The following is a 16,835-nucleotide window of genomic DNA, read 5'->3' on the forward strand; positions in this document are numbered from 1 at the left end:
AATACTTAAATTATCAAATCAATAAATCAAAATGACCGGAGATTATCTTCCGCCCTGTGGTTTTCTTGGAGCACCACCGCCGGCGTTAGATGGACGACGTTGTCCGCCACCCTGGCCACCGCCACGGTTAGGACCACCGCCACCGCGGTTGTTGCCGCCGCCACGGTTAGCGCCACCCTGGCCACCGCCACGGTTAGCACCACCAGGACCGCCCTGGCCTCTGCCTGCACCACCGCCGCTGCCGGATTTACGGCCTCTTTCGCGGTCTTCGCCACCTTCAACTTCGAACTTACGTGCCTTATCGTCTGCTTCTTCCTCTTCTACTTCTTCTTCAGATTTCTCTGTAGCTCTTTCAGACAGACCTTCAGCGATAGCTGCGCAGATGTAGCTGGTGATGATAGCAATAGATTTGGTAGCGTCATCGTTCGCAGGAATAGCGAAATCAACTTTGCTTGGATCTGAGTTAGTATCTACCATACCGAAGGTAGAGATACCCAGACGTTTAGCTTCAGCCAGTGCAATGTGCTCGTGGCTGATATCTACCATGAACAGAGCAGCTGGTACACGTGCCAGTTGGGCAATACCACCCAGCACTTTTTCCATTTTCTCTTTATCACGGCTTAAAGTCAGACGTTCTTTTTTAGTGATGTTGTCGAAAGTTCCGTCCTGCAGCATTTTTTCAATGCTCTGCATTTTCTTCACACTCTTACGGATCGTAGAGAAGTTGGTGAGCATACCACCTAACCATCTTTCAGTAACGAAAGGCATGTTGATGTTACGCGCAGCATCTGCTACGATGTCTTTCGCTTGCTTCTTAGTAGCAACGAACATGATCTTTTTACCGCTTTTAGCGATAGATTTCAGGGCAGCTGCTGCTTCCTGTAAACCTTCAACGGTTTTGTTCAGATCAATGATATGAATACCTTTCTTTTCTGCGAAAATATAAGGCAGCATTTTAGGATTCCATTTCTTCTTCAGGTGACCAAAGTGAACACCTGCCTCCAGTAACTGCTGCTGCAATGAGGTATTATTTTCCATGTTTATATTGCTCAATTAAAAGGATCAAATAATGTTTAGCGATGTTAGCTAAGTACTCAAAATTAGCGTTTAGAGAACTGGAAGCTTCTTCTAGCTTTCGCTTTACCTGGTTTCTTACGTTCTACACCTCTTGGATCACGTTTCAGGAGACCTGCTGCTTTCAGCGCAGGACGGAACTCGATGTTCACTTCGCATAATGCGCGGGCGATACCGAGTTTAATAGCTTCTGCCTGTCCTTTGATACCACCACCCTGTGCATTCACTTTAATATCAAATTTATCAACAGCGTCGATAGTTTTGAGAGGCAGTTCAACCTGGTTCTGCAGGTAGATCAGAGAAAAGAAGTTTTTATAGTCTTTGTCGTTTACAGTAATGTTACCGGTACCCTTGCTGATATACACGCGGGCAACAGCTTCCTTACGACGACCTATTGTATTTTTTTGCTTTTCCATGTATCAGAGAAAAATTAGAAAGTTAAAGGTTGTGGTTTCTGCGCAGCATGAGGATGCTCAGCACCTGCATAAACAAACAGTTTTTTGAACATTTTGCGGCCCAGGCGGTTCTTAGGTAACATACCTTTGATAGCCTTTTCAATCATCACTTCCGGACGACGACGAATCAGGTCTTTAGCCAGTTCAATTCTCTGACCACCAGGATAGCCTGTGTAGTGGATGTATTCTTTTTCCTGCATTTTGTTGCCGGTCAAAGAAATCTTATCTGCATTGATTACGATGATAAAATCACCACAATCAGTATGAGGCGTATAGTAAGGCTTGTTTTTACCTCTTAAGATAGCCGCCATCTTAGCACAAACTCTTCCGAGTGTCAGGTTGGTAGCATCTACTATATGCCAGTCACGCTTTACGTAAGCGTCGTTAGCCGATTTAGTTTTAAAGCTTAATGTATTCATTGTTATTTACGATAAAAATTACGTCTTGTAAACAATTCCCCCTGGAATGGGGAACGCAAAGGTAAACAGCTCCTGCTGAATAACCATACATTTTACCCACTTTTTTACAAGGCACCTTTGCAACAAATTGATTTTCAATAAAAATTTTGTTTTAAAGTTATTAACACCCCGTTGATATCAGTAGAAAACATAATGTCAACGGCCTGTTTTCCGGGCACAGCCGGAAGAAAAATAAAAAACCGTGCAGCCGGGAAGGCTGCACGGCCGGCATATCTTCTGCCCCGCCTGCTACCTCCGGTCCCGGGCACCCATATATATAAGAACATACTGTACCAGTGTGGCAATAGATGCCAGCGCTGCCACCACATAGGTCATAGCAGCCCACCACAGCGCATTTTTAGCCTTGTCGTGCTCCTGCGGACGCATAACATTGCTGCTGTCCAGCCAGGCCAGCGCCCGGTTGGAAGCGTCAAATTCTACCGGCAGCGTAATCAAGGAGAACAACGTGGTAATACCAAACAGGATAATCCCCCCCAGCAGCAGCTGCGGAAAGACATTGATCAGCAGGATACCGCCCAGCAGCACCCACTGCACCAGGGAAGCGCTGACCTGTACGGCCGGCACCAGCCTGGAACGTAGTCCCAGCCACGGATAGGACGTGGCATGCTGCACTGCGTGCCCGCATTCGTGTGCGGCTACTGCCGCTGCGGCCACATTGGCGCCGGAATATACATCCGGACTGAGGTTCACGGTCTTATCGGCCGGATTATAGTGATCTGATAAAAAGCCTTCGGAAGACAGCACCCTGACGTCATGGATATTATTATCCCGCAGCATTTTCTCGGCAATCTGCTTCCCCGTAAGTCCGGATGAGGTAGGTATCTCACTGTAGGACCTGAACTTACTTTTCAACACATAGCTCACAAGCAGGCTGATCCCTACAAAAATCAGCGAAACGAACATGATTCCTGGTGTCATACTTTTAAAATTAGGTGACTTAAAACGAACAAATACCTTTCCAGACCCATCGGTTTAAGATTTATTTAAGACTTTGCTGCCAACCCTTCTTTTTACCGCTGATATATAAATTTAACACTGTCATTTTGACTTAATTTAAGAAATTTTCCTGAAAATACGGCGGAAAATTACATCAGCGGCAATTTCCATATTTGAAAAAATTTATATGCAAAAATCCTCAACAGCAACCCTATTTATCAACATTTTACGAGTTGCCAATGAAAGTAATATTGGACAATCCAGCGGCTGAAACAAGCGATGGCAGCCACTTTCTTACATTAGAAAAAACACTCAAAAGTTATTCACATCGATTAAATAAACTTTTTTATTCTGAACCCATTTTGTAATTTAGTCCTGAATTTAATGGGTTAGTAAGTAGAAAGAGTCAACGGAATCTTCCGTTTGGCTCTTTTCTCATTTCAGGGGTTTTTAACTCACTTTTTACACCACTTCTTTTAACATTTCCACCCCGATTTTTTTTAAAACTACTTACTTTGTATCTGTCCTCTTTAAAATTTTTATGAGTAAAATAAGAACAGCATTTTTCTGTCAGCAATGTGGATACGAATCAGCAAAATGGAATGGTAAATGTCCGAGTTGCGGACAATGGAACACCTTTGTTGAGGAAAGAGTACAAAAAGATATTCCAGGCAAACAACAGGACTGGAAAGATAATGATACCTCCAACAACCGGAGCCAGAAAATCATCAACCTTTCTGATGTAACCACTACCGAAGAAAAACGGTTACTCACGCCCGACAATGAATTGAACCGTGTGCTGGGAGGCGGTATAGTAGCGGGTTCGCTGGTACTCGTCGGCGGCGAGCCAGGCATCGGAAAATCTACGCTCTTCCTGCAGAATGCCCTTCAGCTGAAGCAGGTAAAAACACTTTATATCAGCGGTGAAGAAAGTGAACAACAGATAAAAATGCGGGCAGACCGCATCCAGAATTCCAATGAACATTTTTACCTGTTAACCGCTACTTCCACGCAGACCATTTTCCAGGAAATTAAAAAATTACAGCCTCAACTGGTGATCGTGGATTCTATACAGACATTACACACACCATTAATTGAATCTGCTCCGGGAAGCGTATCACAGATACGCGAAACAACTGCTGAACTGCAACGCTTCGCCAAAGAAAGCAACACCCCCGTTTTCCTGATCGGTCACATTACAAAAGACGGCTCCATTGCGGGTCCTAAAGTACTGGAACATATGGTGGACACCGTGCTGCAGTTTGAAGGCGACCAGCATTATGCTTACCGCATTCTTCGTACCATCAAAAACAGGTTCGGCTCTACCGCAGAACTGGGCATCTATGAAATGACCGGCGCCGGTCTTCGCCAGGTGACCAATCCGTCTGAAATATTAATCTCCCAACGCGATGACCTCCTCAGCGGCGTGGCCATCTCTGCAACCATGGAAGGCCTCCGGCCGCTGCTCGTGGAAGTACAGGCGCTGGTAACGCAATCGGTATACGGCACCCCCCAGCGAACAGCCACCGGCTTTGATCTGCGCAGGTTGCAGCTGCTCCTGGCCGTACTGGAAAAACGCGGCGGGTTCCACTTCGGCGTGAAGGATGTATTCCTCAATATTGCCGGCGGTATCCGCGTAGAAGATCCTGCTATTGACCTCGCGGTATTATGCGCCCTGTTATCATCCTACGAAGACAACCCCATCGCCGGCAAAATATGCTTTGCCGGAGAAGTAGGACTCAGCGGGGAAATACGTGCCGTCAACAGAATTGAACAACGCATTGCGGAAGCAGAAAAGTTAGGCTTTGAAAAAATTTTCATCTCCCGGTACAACAAAAAAGGAATAGATTTAAGTAAATTCAATATTGAAGTAGTTTCAGTAGGAAGGGTGGAGGAAGTTTATCAGCAGTTGTTCTGACTACGGCCATCCGCCCGCAAATAAGTACCCCATGATCAGAAGTTTGTTATCCCCCCTCGTACATTTGTTTTATCCGCATTGCTGCGAGCTATGCGGTACAGATCTCTCCCGCACGGATGAACTGTTATGCATGACCTGTCAGGATACCCTGCCGGCCACTAACTTTCACCTGTATACGAATAATCCGGTAAGCGGTATCTTCAGCGGACGGCTACCGGTTACGCAGGCCACTGCTGCCTATTATTACAGCCAGGCCTCCGGGCTGCAGCGTCTTATTCACCGGTTTAAGTACCGGCAGCGAAAAGACATTGCGCTCTGGCTCGGTAAACAGATGGGGCACATGCTGCAGGAAAGTGCATGGGCAGCAGCGGTAGATGCCATTGTTCCGGTGCCGCTCAACCCGCGCAAGGAGAAAGAACGCGGATATAACCAGGCGGCTGTGCTGGCGGCAGGCATCGCCTCAGTACTGAACAGGCCCGTCTTGCCGCAGGCGCTCGTCCGTTCACAGTATACCAGCTCCCAAACCAGGAAAAACAGGATCAGCAGATGGGAAAACGTACAAACCGTTTTCAGCGCGGATTCCTGCGTCAATGGCCGCCATGTGCTGCTGATTGACGATGTGATTACTACCGGCGCCACCACCGAAGCCTGCGGACACTCCCTGCTCGAGGCCGGCGCCGGCGTCAGTATCTGTTGCCTGGCATATGCCTACCGGTAATAATAAAGTTATTTTTTTCTTGTTATGGGGAAAATCTCATATCGGATAATTATCTTTATGCCGCAGTATCCATAATATTTTGACCGTTCCTCAAAAACACTTTTTATGTTCAGATTAGCGATTTTATCTGTTATCATGTTTTTTACGGCATCGCACATCTATGATTTCAAGGTAGATGCAGTGGATGGCGGAAAGATTGATTTCGCCGCCTATAAAGGCAAAAAGATCCTGATCGTTAACACCGCCTCCCTTTGTGGCAATACTCCGCAATACGAAGGACTCGAAAAGTTATACAGGAAATATCAGAACAAACTGGTCATTGTAGGTTTCCCGGCCAATAACTTCGGTTCACAGGAACCTGGTTCCAATGCAGACATCAAGGCCTTCTGCACCAGGCAATACGCCGTAACTTTTCCGATGGCAGCTAAAATTTCTGTAAAGGGGAGCGACATTCACCCCATTTACAAATGGCTCCTGGACGAAAGCAAGGCCAAACACCTGGAACCAGCTGAAGTGAAATGGAATTTCCAGAAGTATCTGCTGGATGAAAAAGGGAACCTGGTAGCTGTCTTTTCCCCCAAAACACAACCGGATGCGCCGGAAGTAATCGCTGCTATTGAAAAATAGCCGTCACATTTTTCTACCTATACCATTGAGTGTAATAATTTGATGCTAGCTCGCGTATATACCTATACGTTAGTTCAATGATATTCATTTTACACCAAGTGGATTTTTTATTTACATGAAACACCAACTGAATTTTAAAAGCCCCTTAGCTGTAGCGGCCGTGATTGCTTTGAGCGTTTGTACGAATGCATGCCAGTCCGATTTTAACACTCCCATCATTTCATGCCCCAATATGAGCATGAGCGCCACCCTGGAGAATACCACCAGGAGTATGCAACTGTCTACCAACACCATTTTCCGGCAACAGATCGATAGCGGCGGCGCCAAGTACCTGAGCCTGGAAGCCGTTTCCGATAGCATACGTATTGTTATCAATGTAGTAGACGGCGTTTATCCGGATCATAAACTCGCGGATGACAGCCTCCGTCTTAAAACCTACATTTTTTCCAGGGCAGCCAAACTCCAGGGCGGCCTGGTAGCCGGCGCCGTGAAAACCGGGCAGGAAGACTACCGGTACCTGACTACCGATACTTCCAGTGTTACCATTACACGGGTAAATACCAAATTGAAAACGGTAACAGGCACCTTCTATTTTGAAGCTTCCAACCGTACCGTTAAAGGATCAGGCGTTTTTGTGAGTGCCTGCTACGTGTCACTCCCATAACAATGGATTAGCCCCTTTTCACTATCTTGCGGCCATGCTTTTTTCAGACATCATAGGACAGGCTGATGTACGCCATCAGCTGGTGCAGTCGATACAACAGAACAGACTTAGTCATGCCATGATACTGCTGGCGCCGGAAGGTGCAGGGGGGCTTCCGCTTGGCCTGGCCTTTACACAGTATATTGTTTGTGAAAACAAGCAGGAAAACGATGCCTGCGGAAAATGTGCTGCCTGTATGAAAGCAGCCCAGGGCATACATCCGGATATTCATTACTCCTATCCGGTAATACCCCGCAAAGCCGGCGATAAGCCTGTGAGCACAGACTATATCAGTGAATGGAGGGAGTTTGTACAAAACAATCCCTACGGCAATGCCTATGACTGGCTGCAGTTCATCGGCGCTGAAAACAAGCAGGGTAACATCACCGCCACCGAATGTCAGGATATTATCCGCAAGCTGAATCTGAAAAGCTTTGAAAGCGGTTATAAAATACTGCTGATGTGGATGCCGGAATACCTCGGTAATGAAGGCAACCGCCTGCTGAAACTGATAGAAGAACCGCCCCAGAATACCCTGTTCATACTGGTAGCTGAAAACCAGGAACAGATCCTGGCTACTATATTATCCCGCACACACCTGGTAAAAATCAATCCCCTGCTGAAGGAAGATATGGTAAAGGCGCTCACCGAGAGAGCCAAAGTACCTCCTCCCCGCGCGCAACAGATTGCCACCATCACTGCCGGCAACTACCGGGAAGCAATTTACCTGCTGCAGCACTCTGACGACGACTATCATGAACTGCTCCGCAACTGGCTGAATTATATTTTTACCGCCAACCGCGTAGCCCTGCAGGAATGGATTGAGGGCATCTCCAGCGCTAAAACAGGCCGTGAGAACCAGAAACAGTTCCTCCGCTATTTTATTAATCTGCTGGAACATACCCTCAGATTACAGTATCTGGATAAAAGCCTGCTGGCTTTTTCTGAGGAAGAAATGGACTTTGCTGCCAAGCTCGCCAAACTGGCCAACCTGGACCAGACCCGGGAGATTGTGGATGCGCTGGACAACGCCTGCTATCATATTGAGCGCAACGCCAATGCGAAGATGCTATTTCATGCATTGTCTATCAAGCTACAATATATATTTAAAAAGAAACCTTTACCGGTTCTGTAATAACTGCGAGCCCGCTCTCAGCTTGTCATCCCATTTCCTTACCTTTGTCAGCGCCTGTCCTTTTTGTTTTTCTGACCGGAAAAACGTATTTTAAAGGATTGGTATAACCTGAAATGCTTATTTCTAAAATTTAAACTATTTAATAATATGGCTTGTGCCGGATGTGGTACGGGTGTGGATGGAAAGCCGTCAGGATGTAAGAGTAATGGAGGATGCAGCACTGGAGGTTGTAACAGACTGAATGTATTTGACTGGCTGTCCAATATTCCGCTTGGCGATAGCTTAGCACCATTTGACATTATAGAAGTGAGTTTCAACAATGGCAGTCGCAAAGACTTCTACCGCAATGTGACCAAACAGATTTTCCAGAAAGGGGAAATGGTTACCGTAGAAGGCGTGAGCGGCTTTGATGTTGGCACCGTTAGCCTTACCGGCGAACTGGTTAAACTTCAGATGAAGAAAAGACGTGCTGAAGACACCCCCGAAGTAAAAAAAGTATTACGTCGTTCGAGTAACGATGACCTGCAAAGAATGAGCGATAACAAGGCACGCGAAAAAGAAGCTCTCATTAAATCCAGAGCACTTGCCCGCAATCTTGGCCTTGAAATGAAACTCGCTGAAGTGGAAATTCAGGCCGATGGCCGTAAAGCCACCTTCTTTTACACAGCAGACGATCGTGTTGACTTTCGCGAACTCATCAAGGTTTATGCCTCCGAATTCAGGGCTAAAGTGGAGATGCGCCAGATAGGCGCCCGCCAGGAAGCCGGGAAAGTTGGTGGTATCGGTAGCTGCGGCCGCGAATTATGCTGCTCTACCTGGCTTTCTGATTTCAAAAGCGTTAACACTACGGCTGCCCGTTATCAGAACCTCTCTATCAATCAGGCAAAGCTGTCCGGCCAGTGCGGCCGCCTCAAATGCTGCCTGAACTACGAACTGGATACCTACCTGGATGCACTGAAAGACTTCCCGGAAGATGCAGATACCATTGAAACTGCCGCCGGTGTTGCCAATCTGCAGAAGAGAGATATCTTCAAAAGCCTGATGTGGTATTCCTACGAAGGCAGTAACAAACAGTATCCGCTGACCATCACCCGGGCGAAGGAAATACGCCTGCTCAACAGGCAGGGCGTTAAACCGGATGACCTGAAACCAGTGGAAGTGGTAACTGCCAAACCAAAAGAAACGGATCTGGGCTTCGCCGATGTAGTAGGACAAATCAGTCTGAAATCCCTGGAGAAGACTGTCCAGAAACGTAAGCAGAAAGATAAAGACAAACATAAACAACAGAAAGGCGGCGAGCAGAAGTCCGCAGGTGGTGGCAGAAACGAACAAAAGCCTGAACAGAAAGGAGGCCAGCGTCAGGAAAACCGCCAGCAGCAGGAGCAACGCAAACCTAAACCAGAAAACCGCCAGCCGCGGCAGGGCGGTGGTGGCGGCCAGCAACAGCGGCAGGGACGTGAACGCGAACAGCAACCACGCACTGAACAGGGCGGCCAGCCTAAACAGGGACAACAGGGACGCGGAGAACAACAGCCACGCCCGGAACAAGGTCAACGGCAAGGCCAGGGCAATCCTAAACAGGACCGGAGACCTCCCCGCCATAAGCCTAAGCCCAACAACCCGAACAATCAGCCTAATAATAAAGCGTAAAATAAAAAAGAGACAACCATATGGTTGTCTCTTTTTGCTTAATTAAGTAATGATATATACAATAAAAGGCCGCCCAGATGAGGCAGCCTTTGTTAATAATTGGTTTTTGCTTATGAGAAAAACTTAAAAATATCTTTTGTAAATCACTCTCACCAATTCAACAACACGGCCGCCTGTAGTCAGTTCCGTTATTTAAGATTCATTCTCAAACAACAATTTGTAATAATGCAGGCTGGTAGTTTCATCATAACCGCGCTCAATCATCTCGCGGTTTCCATGAATATAAACGTGAAAATTACGATCCAGTTTCAAAATGCTCTTAAATACTTTCTGCTGCTTCTTTACAGCGGGAGCTGAAATATCAAATTCATCCGGTATCTCCTGCTGATATGTTTGCTGGTATTCGTTTCTGTACTCTTTGAAGGAGGCTATCGCATCCGGATGCCCCAACACTTCATTCGCAAAATCGTCCAGCTGGAATTGTTCTTTCTCCTTAAAGTAAGCGGCTGATTTATTCAACAGATCTACCTGATCTACACGGTCCATTTCATATTCGGTTGGCAGCTTATTGTGAATAAATTGCTTGCACATATTCACAGCTGTTTCTGTCTGATGGTAGCTGTCTTCACGGCGCTGCACCTGTAAAAACGCATCTTTCCAATAAACGGCTTCGGTTTGCTTACTATTACTGTCAACTATACTGACCTTATACCCCTCTTCTTCCTCTACATTAAATACCAGACACCCCTTGTCCAGTTTGTTGATATTAATACCATCTTCATAGTTGACCTGGTAATTCTCGTCTGACAGAAACACTTTCAGATAGGTATCCCGGTTTTCCGATTTAAATATGCCAATGGCTTCCACTTCTTCCCCATCCACCTGACATTTGCTAAAGTAGGTAATATACAACTCCCCGCCTTTTATTTTTGGATGGGTGGAATGTTTATATAGATGTTTGGCAATATTGACAGACTGCTCCTGAAAATCACTTTGTTCAGTAAATATACGTCGACAATATTGAAAAATTTCATTTAGCTGTATATCTGCATCATGATAAAACCGGAAATATTCAGCTGCATTGGCAAAAGGCTGAATAAAATAAGTAACCAGCAACTGGCTGATTGTTTCGTCTTCCAGCTGCAAAGGCGCCTTTGAACAGATAAGCGGCTCCTCGTTGGAAGAGTTGCCCACCTTATGTATTGTGAGTTGCGACAGATCTTTAAACTCCGAAACATGAATCATGGGCGCAAAATTAAGAAATAAGTTGACAGTCCGGTTGCAGCATATTTTTCCACATTTTTTCCTGACAACTTAAAAATACTCCCTGCCAATCCATCTGAAAAAATCAGGAATTCTTGCTTAATTTAACCTGCTAAAATATTCAAGCCCATGAGAAAACACCTGATCCTGCTGGCAGCAATAGCCGGATATGGACTGCCAACAATAGCCCAGCAAAGCTCCCGCCCCCTCTTTGAAGCACAGGACCTCACTGCGGAAAACATGTTCTCCGTTAACATTGAAGGCCCTAACTTCGACAAGGCCGGTAACTTCTACGTGGTAAATTTCAAGCAGGATGGCACCGTTGGTAAAATCAACACCAAAACCGGCGCCGGCGAAGTTTTCATTACCCTGCCCGAAGGCAGTATAGGCAACAGCGTTAACTTTAACAGCAAAGGCTATATGTTTCTGCCCGATTTCAAAGGCCATAACGTGCTGATGGTGGACATGAAAACCAGAAAAATCAGCGTATATGCCCACTCCGGTCAGTTCAATCAGCCCAACGATCTCTGCATCAATAAGAAAGACCAGATCTTCGCATCCGATCCCAACTGGGCTGCTAAAACAGGTCAGCTCTGGCGTATAGACGCCAACCGGAAACCCGTACTGCTGCAATCCAATATGGGCACTACCAATGGCATTGAATTGAGCCCGGATGAAAAAACCCTCTATGTCAACGAAAGCGAACAACGCAACGTCTGGAAATTTGATGTGGATAAAGCGGGTAACATCTCCAATAAAACACTCTTCGCCTCCTTCCCCGATTTCGGATTTGATGGAATGAAATGCGATAAAGCCGGTAATCTCTATATCGCGCGCTGGGGCAAAGGAGTCATCGCCGTACTTTCTCCGGAAGGTAACCTCATCCGCGAAATCCCCCTCAAAGGCAAACAATGCAGCAACCTGATTTTCGGTGACAAAGACGGTAAAACAGTATACGTTACCCTCCAGGACAGAAAATGTGTGGAGACCTTCAGAGTGGATATCCCAGGCAAAAAATTTTAATCATTTAATTATTTTATTATTTGAGATTTGAGATTTTGTATAAAAACAGATGCCTTCCGGACAGTCCGGAAGGCATCTGTTTTTATACAAAATCTCAAATAATTAAATAACCAAATAACTAAATGGTTTTGATGGTGAGGAGCCAGCCCTTGTTCTTTTCTACCGGGATGGCGGCGTTCTTATCAAAGACCTGGCCGCGCTGGAAATTACGTATATCCGGCGCTGTTATAACTGCCTTTGATGGATCGAGGCCCAGTGCCTTCCAGTCTATCTCCAGTTTAACGGATGTATTTTCCTTTGCCCAGCTGGCAAGAGCTACCAGTACGGCGCCATTTTTCCTGTAAATGGTTACTGGTACTTCCGGGTTGTTACTTTTTACAGGATTGTTATCTACCCAATAGCCGACCATCTGTGAGCCCTGCATCCCAAAATCATCCCATACTTTCCAGATAGGGCGCGGATCTGCATTGTCTGACCAGGGCATCCGGTTAGTCATGCCGTACACCATTCCCCGCCATTGATTACCGCCATCCTGCAGCATCTCTCCCATCAGGCCGAACGGAATACCGCTCACTTCCGTAAGGAAGAAATCGGGAGAATTATTCTCATAATCGAAATATTCTCCGAACCAGAGGCGATTCAGGTAAGGGAAATGTTCCATATACAGCATACCGCTGTTGATGAAACCATCTGATTTATTATACTGATTTGCGGAATGCAGATCAATGATACCCGGATGTCCGTCTTTGGTAAGTACCCGTTTGATACGCTTCATAGTGATGCGGTCAAAAGCAACATCATCCAGGTAGATACCGTCAATACCGACATTATCCACCAGCCAGTTCATACCTTCCACATAATAATTATGCCAGCGGTTCATGCCGCTGTTGATGATAGCGGCGTCTTTGAACTCAGGTACAAACCATGCGGCGATGTAATCATCGGCAATATGCTCCTGCAGCCAGGAGAAGCCGCCGCCTTTACCGGGGCTGTACACTTCATGTCCCAGGCTCCGCAGCGGGAAGGTTTCCCAGGCATGATTGGATAACTCGCGTACCGTATTATAGATCTTTACTTTCAATCCTTTACTGTGGGCGGCATCAATGTAGTCTTTCATCTTCTTCCACTCAATAAACGGGTAATTGATCCATGGATTGATTTCATTACCATGATGGATATTGACTACAGTAGCGCCTGTAGCCCTGATACTGTCCAGGTTATTATACTTGTGATAAAAGCGGGTGCTCCACTGGAAATCTGTATTAAGAGGATGGAACGGCGTAATAATCAGGTGGAAGTTAAAGTAAAGCGTATCTCCCTTATGCATGGTGCGTTCGCCGCTGTAACTATTAACGAGTATTGATTTGCCCTTTTCTCCGACGGTGATGCCGCCTTTGTTGTCATTACCCCATGAAACCGGCAGCAGCAAAGGCTTTTGCAGGTAGAAGTTGGTGTTGAGGGGTCGTACATAATGTTCATCACGGAGAGTGAACTGCAGGCCGGCATTGACATTGCCAATCCAGGCGCCATCCTGGTTTCTGTGCCGTACATCCCACTTCCAGTCGATCTTTTCAGGACGCAGTCCGCCTTTCTGGTTAAGGCCCATCATATATTTAGCGGCGCCTTTGTCGAGGGGCAGGTGCAGGGTAACATCTTTCAATGCTACATCCTGCAGTGCGGTAACGCGCACGGTATATTCCATGAAGCCGTCAAATTCCAGGGAGGCCGCAACATCCATCTGCAGGCCGGTGGTGGTATTGGTGGCTTTCCAGCTGATTTTGCCGGCGTCTTTGCCGGTGATCTGCCAGCCACTGTGCTGCCATTGCAGGTCTTTACCATCTGCTGCGGAGACAAAATGAAAATGTGCCGGTTCGGTGAACAGGTTCTTTGCCTGGCTGGAGATGGCGGTCATTTCCGGGGTAAAGAAAGTTTGTATCTGCGCCGGGAATCCGTCTTTATTAATAGCCACCTTTCTGCCCAGCAGACTGATAACACTATCTTTCATTTCCAGCGGCGTATAGGGAGCAATAACCGCATTGTCCTGTGCCAGCGTGGAGTTCAGCCATTTCAGGCGGGTCTGTTTCCAGGGTTCATTAAAGCCGCTGTTAACTGCCGGTTTATTCGTTACCGTTAGTGTGAGTCTGACAGGCATTGCCGGCATACCTTCCGGATGAATGGTGACAATCCCTTTATAAGTGCCGGCTGCAGCGGATGCGGGAACATCAATGCCGCACCACAGCGCCTGTACTTTGCCACCGGCGATATTCACCTTACTGGAAAACGGCTGTGCGTCGTAGGTAGTACCGTCTGTATTGATACAGTTCAAGGCCGATGCCGGGATAGTCTTACCATCAGGCGCTTTTAAATCTCCGAAAGATATTTTTACCTGCTTCAGATCTTTGAGTGCATAGATGCCCAGCTGAAAGGAATAATATTCTCCTTTATCTGCCTGACCGGCAAATGACTGGGATGGCCCCTTCTGAATCCAGCGCTGAGGCAGGTCGTCTGTCATTTTGATGGGATACTGCCTGTCTTCCGGAAATACGAGGTATCCGGCACCGGGATGCTTTAGCAGCAGCTGCTTTTCTTCGGTCGCTGTAGCGATAACTTCCATGGGGAAGAAAGTATTGAAATCATCTGTAGCTTCCAGCTCTTTCAGTACTGCATTGGGTTTCAGGCTAGCGGGAACAGACTGCAGCCAGTTATTATCTGTCGTTTGTTCCGGGCTGAGGTATACTCCCTGCGGGTAGTTGGATCTGCCCTCATTCTTATACGGCAGGTAATAAATATAGTATGTTCCTTTCCCGGAGGCAGGTTCAAAGCATATATCTCCCTGTTCACGGGTAAGCGACAGTGATTTTATCCTGGAAATTTTTTGTTTCGTCTGGGCGTCCTGGATAATAATCCGTTTGTTTTCAGGATGGGCATCTCTGCGTCTCCAGGGAATAATAACGCGGGCTACCGGGCCGTTACCGCTGAAAGTTACTACTGCGCGGTGATTACCCAGAGAATCCGCATCCCAGCTGTTATTGCCGGCCGTATACTTTACCTGCTGGGCATTTGCAGCACCCAGCAAGGCGAGGGAAAACCCGGCCAGTAGCAATCCTTTCCGCCACAGACGGCGGTGGTGATGAATCAGGTACATGAAAATTGAAAGGTTTATTAAATGATATTGTTCACTGCGGGATCAATTTACATAGGAAATGGGAGATTATGAATTGCGAATTACGAATTACGAATGAGGGGCGGAGACATAAGCGAAGAAGTAAATTCTTTATCCGCTCATGTCTCCGCCCCTCATTCGTAATTCGTAATTCGCAATTCGTAATTACTGAATCGGGTTCTGTACCAGATTCGGATTCAACAATATGTCCTGTTCCGGAATGTAGTGCAGTACTTTTTCGTCGGTAGCGCGAATGACCTGGTTAGGCGGGTGTACGCCTTTGTAATTGCGGATGACGCTACGGTTATTCCTGAACAGATCGAAGCTGCGCTGTGCTTCAAATGCAAGCTCCAGGCGCCTTTCATCCAGTACTACATCCAGTACGGAAGGGTAGCCTTTCAGGTCGGTGGTGGAGAAAAGGGCGCTGCCGCTCAGGCCGGCACGCTGACGGATGATGTTTACATCAGCGATGGCAGCATCCATTTTACCCATTTTGGCGCTGGCTTCCGCCCTGATGAGATACATTTCGGCCAGGCGTAGTACTACCGGCGAACTTAGCGTGGGCACGCCTTCCTGGTTGGAGTATTTCAGGATGTACCATTTATCTGCCCAGGTGGCGGTATCCCGGCCTGCTTTAATCACGACCTTCTTCCCGTTGGGGCCGATAGAGTCTTCTCCGTTAGTCTTTTTCATATAACCGGCTGCCTGAATAAAGGCGTGGCGTATATCCTGCGGATATTTGTCCAGCAGTTCGCGGTAGGGCTCTGATGCATATACTTCTCCATACCCCATACCACCCGGCGAAGTATAAAACATCGATCCGAGGGAAGCCCAGTCTCTGTCATCCTGCAATGTATGCCTGATTGCAAAGATGGTTTCCTCATTGGATTCGTTGTTCTTGGTAAAGTAGCCTGGCAGGGCATCTCCGGGCAGCAGTTTTAATTTTACACGGCTGCTGATCATACCGTAGTTGATAACAGAATCGGCATAGATGTATGCGGAATCATTCTGTTCCCTATACAGGTAAACCCTTGCCAGCAATGCCTTTGCAGCGCTGCTGGTAGCATAGCTGTTGGTATTGTCATTGTTCATCAGGTCTTTCGCTCTCTTCAGGTCGGCAATTACCTGGTCATATACTTCTCTGACTGTATTTCGTTTAGGCGGTACCGGTGCATTGGCTTTTGTTACCACGGGAATACCCAGGTTGGTAGATGCCTGCTGCGGATAAGGACGTCCGAATATTTTAACCATACTGAAATGCACGAATGCACGGATGAACAGGTTCTCTCCTATCAGCTGATCCGTGGCCGGAGATTTTCCGGCCTCCATAGCTTCCAGCAGGCGGTTGCAGCCGTTGATGGCCTTGTATCCCATTGTCCATAACTGGTACACGTTGGCCTGTGCTGGAATATGAACATAGTTGTAAGAAAAAAAGAGATTGTCTGTGGATGTTTTTACAAACACAATATCATCGCTGGGAAACTCTCCTATCTGCACATAGTTACGGGTAAAGTTTGCTTCCTTCAGCATGGCGTAATTACCGCCTGTAGCGGCGGACCACTTACTGGGATCTTTCAGCATGCCGTCGTCTTCCACAGCGCTGAAAGGTTTTCTGTCGAGGGAGCAGGAGGTAAAAGCCAATGCCATCATTACCCCTGCCAGATATGTTGATATGAACTTCTTCATCATGT

Annotated in this window: 14 protein-coding genes; 7 read left to right on the forward strand and 7 right to left on the reverse strand. The window is 46.9% G+C overall.

Going from position 1 to position 16,835, the window contains the following annotated elements; translation table 11 throughout:
- Positions 1-42: 42 nt before the first annotated feature.
- The 4 genes from rpsB to GWG06_RS17165 form a co-directional block, all read right to left on the reverse strand.
- Entirely contained in the window at positions 43-1,038 is a 996-nt protein-coding gene (gene rpsB, locus GWG06_RS17150) for a 30S ribosomal protein S2 (protein WP_127044412.1), read from the reverse strand.
- Positions 1,039-1,100: 62 nt separating this feature from the next.
- On the reverse strand, positions 1,101-1,490 hold the full coding sequence (gene rpsI, locus GWG06_RS17155; RefSeq protein ID WP_127044411.1) for a 30S ribosomal protein S9: 390 nt from the start codon (positions 1,488-1,490) through the stop codon (positions 1,101-1,103).
- 14 nt (positions 1,491-1,504) lie between these two features.
- The gene (rplM, locus tag GWG06_RS17160; protein WP_127044410.1) at positions 1,505-1,948 is read right to left on the reverse strand and encodes a 50S ribosomal protein L13; all 444 of its coding nucleotides are present in this window, start codon (positions 1,946-1,948) and stop codon (positions 1,505-1,507) included.
- A gap of 288 nt (positions 1,949-2,236) precedes the next feature.
- Entirely contained in the window at positions 2,237-2,926 is a 690-nt protein-coding gene (locus tag GWG06_RS17165) for a zinc metallopeptidase (protein WP_160714629.1), read from the reverse strand.
- 559 nt (positions 2,927-3,485) lie between these two features.
- Between GWG06_RS17165 and radA the strand changes: the two genes are divergently transcribed.
- The 6 genes from radA (at position 3,486) to GWG06_RS17195 (ending at position 9,695) form a co-directional block, all read left to right on the forward strand.
- Positions 3,486-4,862: a DNA repair protein RadA gene (gene radA, locus GWG06_RS17170; protein ID WP_160714631.1), complete on the forward strand. Its 1,377-nt coding sequence runs from the start codon at positions 3,486-3,488 to the stop codon at positions 4,860-4,862.
- A gap of 31 nt (positions 4,863-4,893) precedes the next feature.
- Entirely contained in the window at positions 4,894-5,580 is a 687-nt protein-coding gene (locus tag GWG06_RS17175; protein WP_160714633.1) for a ComF family protein, read from the forward strand.
- Positions 5,581-5,685: 105 nt separating this feature from the next.
- Entirely contained in the window at positions 5,686-6,207 is a 522-nt protein-coding gene (locus tag GWG06_RS17180) for a glutathione peroxidase (protein WP_160714635.1), read from the forward strand.
- Positions 6,208-6,322: 115 nt separating this feature from the next.
- A complete protein-coding gene (locus GWG06_RS17185; RefSeq protein WP_160714637.1) occupies positions 6,323-6,871 on the forward strand; it encodes a hypothetical protein in 549 nt (182 codons plus the stop codon).
- Positions 6,872-6,905: 34 nt separating this feature from the next.
- Positions 6,906-8,045 (forward strand): DNA polymerase III subunit, encoded by a 1,140-nt coding sequence (locus GWG06_RS17190; protein ID WP_127044422.1) that lies wholly within the window; start codon positions 6,906-6,908, stop codon positions 8,043-8,045.
- A gap of 147 nt (positions 8,046-8,192) precedes the next feature.
- Positions 8,193-9,695 carry a PSP1 domain-containing protein gene (locus GWG06_RS17195; protein WP_160714639.1) on the forward strand — a complete coding sequence of 501 codons (1,503 nt, stop codon included), beginning with the start codon at positions 8,193-8,195 and terminating at the stop codon, positions 9,693-9,695.
- 192 nt (positions 9,696-9,887) lie between these two features.
- Here the strand turns inward: GWG06_RS17195 and GWG06_RS17200 are convergent, their stop codons facing one another.
- The gene (locus tag GWG06_RS17200) at positions 9,888-10,940 is read right to left on the reverse strand and encodes a nucleoid-associated protein (RefSeq protein ID WP_127044474.1); all 1,053 of its coding nucleotides are present in this window, start codon (positions 10,938-10,940) and stop codon (positions 9,888-9,890) included.
- 147 nt (positions 10,941-11,087) lie between these two features.
- Between GWG06_RS17200 and GWG06_RS17205 the strand changes: the two genes are divergently transcribed.
- Positions 11,088-11,981 (forward strand): SMP-30/gluconolactonase/LRE family protein, encoded by an 894-nt coding sequence (locus GWG06_RS17205; protein WP_160714641.1) that lies wholly within the window; start codon positions 11,088-11,090, stop codon positions 11,979-11,981.
- A 118-nt stretch (positions 11,982-12,099) separates the two neighbouring features.
- Here GWG06_RS17205 and GWG06_RS17210 read toward each other — a convergent pair whose 3' ends face one another.
- Together GWG06_RS17210 and GWG06_RS17215 are read right to left on the reverse strand one after the other, a co-directional pair.
- Entirely contained in the window at positions 12,100-15,126 is a 3,027-nt protein-coding gene (locus GWG06_RS17210) for a glycoside hydrolase domain-containing protein (RefSeq protein WP_235938392.1), read from the reverse strand.
- Positions 15,127-15,309: 183 nt separating this feature from the next.
- Positions 15,310-16,833, reverse strand: coding sequence for a RagB/SusD family nutrient uptake outer membrane protein (locus GWG06_RS17215; protein ID WP_202183041.1), 1,524 nt, complete (start codon positions 16,831-16,833; stop codon positions 15,310-15,312).
- Between the last annotated feature and the right edge of the window lie 2 nt (positions 16,834-16,835).

Origin of the sequence: Chitinophaga solisilvae (genome assembly GCF_009928525.1) — a bacterium.
GTDB classification, from domain to species: Bacteria; Bacteroidota; Bacteroidia; order Chitinophagales; family Chitinophagaceae; genus Chitinophaga; species Chitinophaga solisilvae.

Coding starts and splice junctions, on each gene's coding strand:
- rpsB (WP_127044412.1), bottom strand. CDS start 1,038: ATGGAAAATAATACCTCATTGCAGCAGCAGTTACTGGAGGCAGGTGTT.
- rpsI (WP_127044411.1), bottom strand. CDS start 1,490: ATGGAAAAGCAAAAAAATACAATAGGTCGTCGTAAGGAAGCTGTTGCC.
- rplM (WP_127044410.1), bottom strand. CDS start 1,948: ATGAATACATTAAGCTTTAAAACTAAATCGGCTAACGACGCTTACGTA.
- GWG06_RS17165 (WP_160714629.1), bottom strand. CDS start 2,926: ATGACACCAGGAATCATGTTCGTTTCGCTGATTTTTGTAGGGATCAGC.
- radA (WP_160714631.1), top strand. CDS start 3,486: ATGAGTAAAATAAGAACAGCATTTTTCTGTCAGCAATGTGGATACGAA.
- GWG06_RS17175 (WP_160714633.1), top strand. CDS start 4,894: ATGATCAGAAGTTTGTTATCCCCCCTCGTACATTTGTTTTATCCGCAT.
- GWG06_RS17180 (WP_160714635.1), top strand. CDS start 5,686: ATGTTCAGATTAGCGATTTTATCTGTTATCATGTTTTTTACGGCATCG.
- GWG06_RS17185 (WP_160714637.1), top strand. CDS start 6,323: ATGAAACACCAACTGAATTTTAAAAGCCCCTTAGCTGTAGCGGCCGTG.
- GWG06_RS17190 (WP_127044422.1), top strand. CDS start 6,906: ATGCTTTTTTCAGACATCATAGGACAGGCTGATGTACGCCATCAGCTG.
- GWG06_RS17195 (WP_160714639.1), top strand. CDS start 8,193: ATGGCTTGTGCCGGATGTGGTACGGGTGTGGATGGAAAGCCGTCAGGA.
- GWG06_RS17200 (WP_127044474.1), bottom strand. CDS start 10,940: ATGATTCATGTTTCGGAGTTTAAAGATCTGTCGCAACTCACAATACAT.
- GWG06_RS17205 (WP_160714641.1), top strand. CDS start 11,088: ATGAGAAAACACCTGATCCTGCTGGCAGCAATAGCCGGATATGGACTG.
- GWG06_RS17210 (WP_235938392.1), bottom strand. CDS start 15,126: ATGTACCTGATTCATCACCACCGCCGTCTGTGGCGGAAAGGATTGCTA.
- GWG06_RS17215 (WP_202183041.1), bottom strand. CDS start 16,833: ATGATGAAGAAGTTCATATCAACATATCTGGCAGGGGTAATGATGGCA.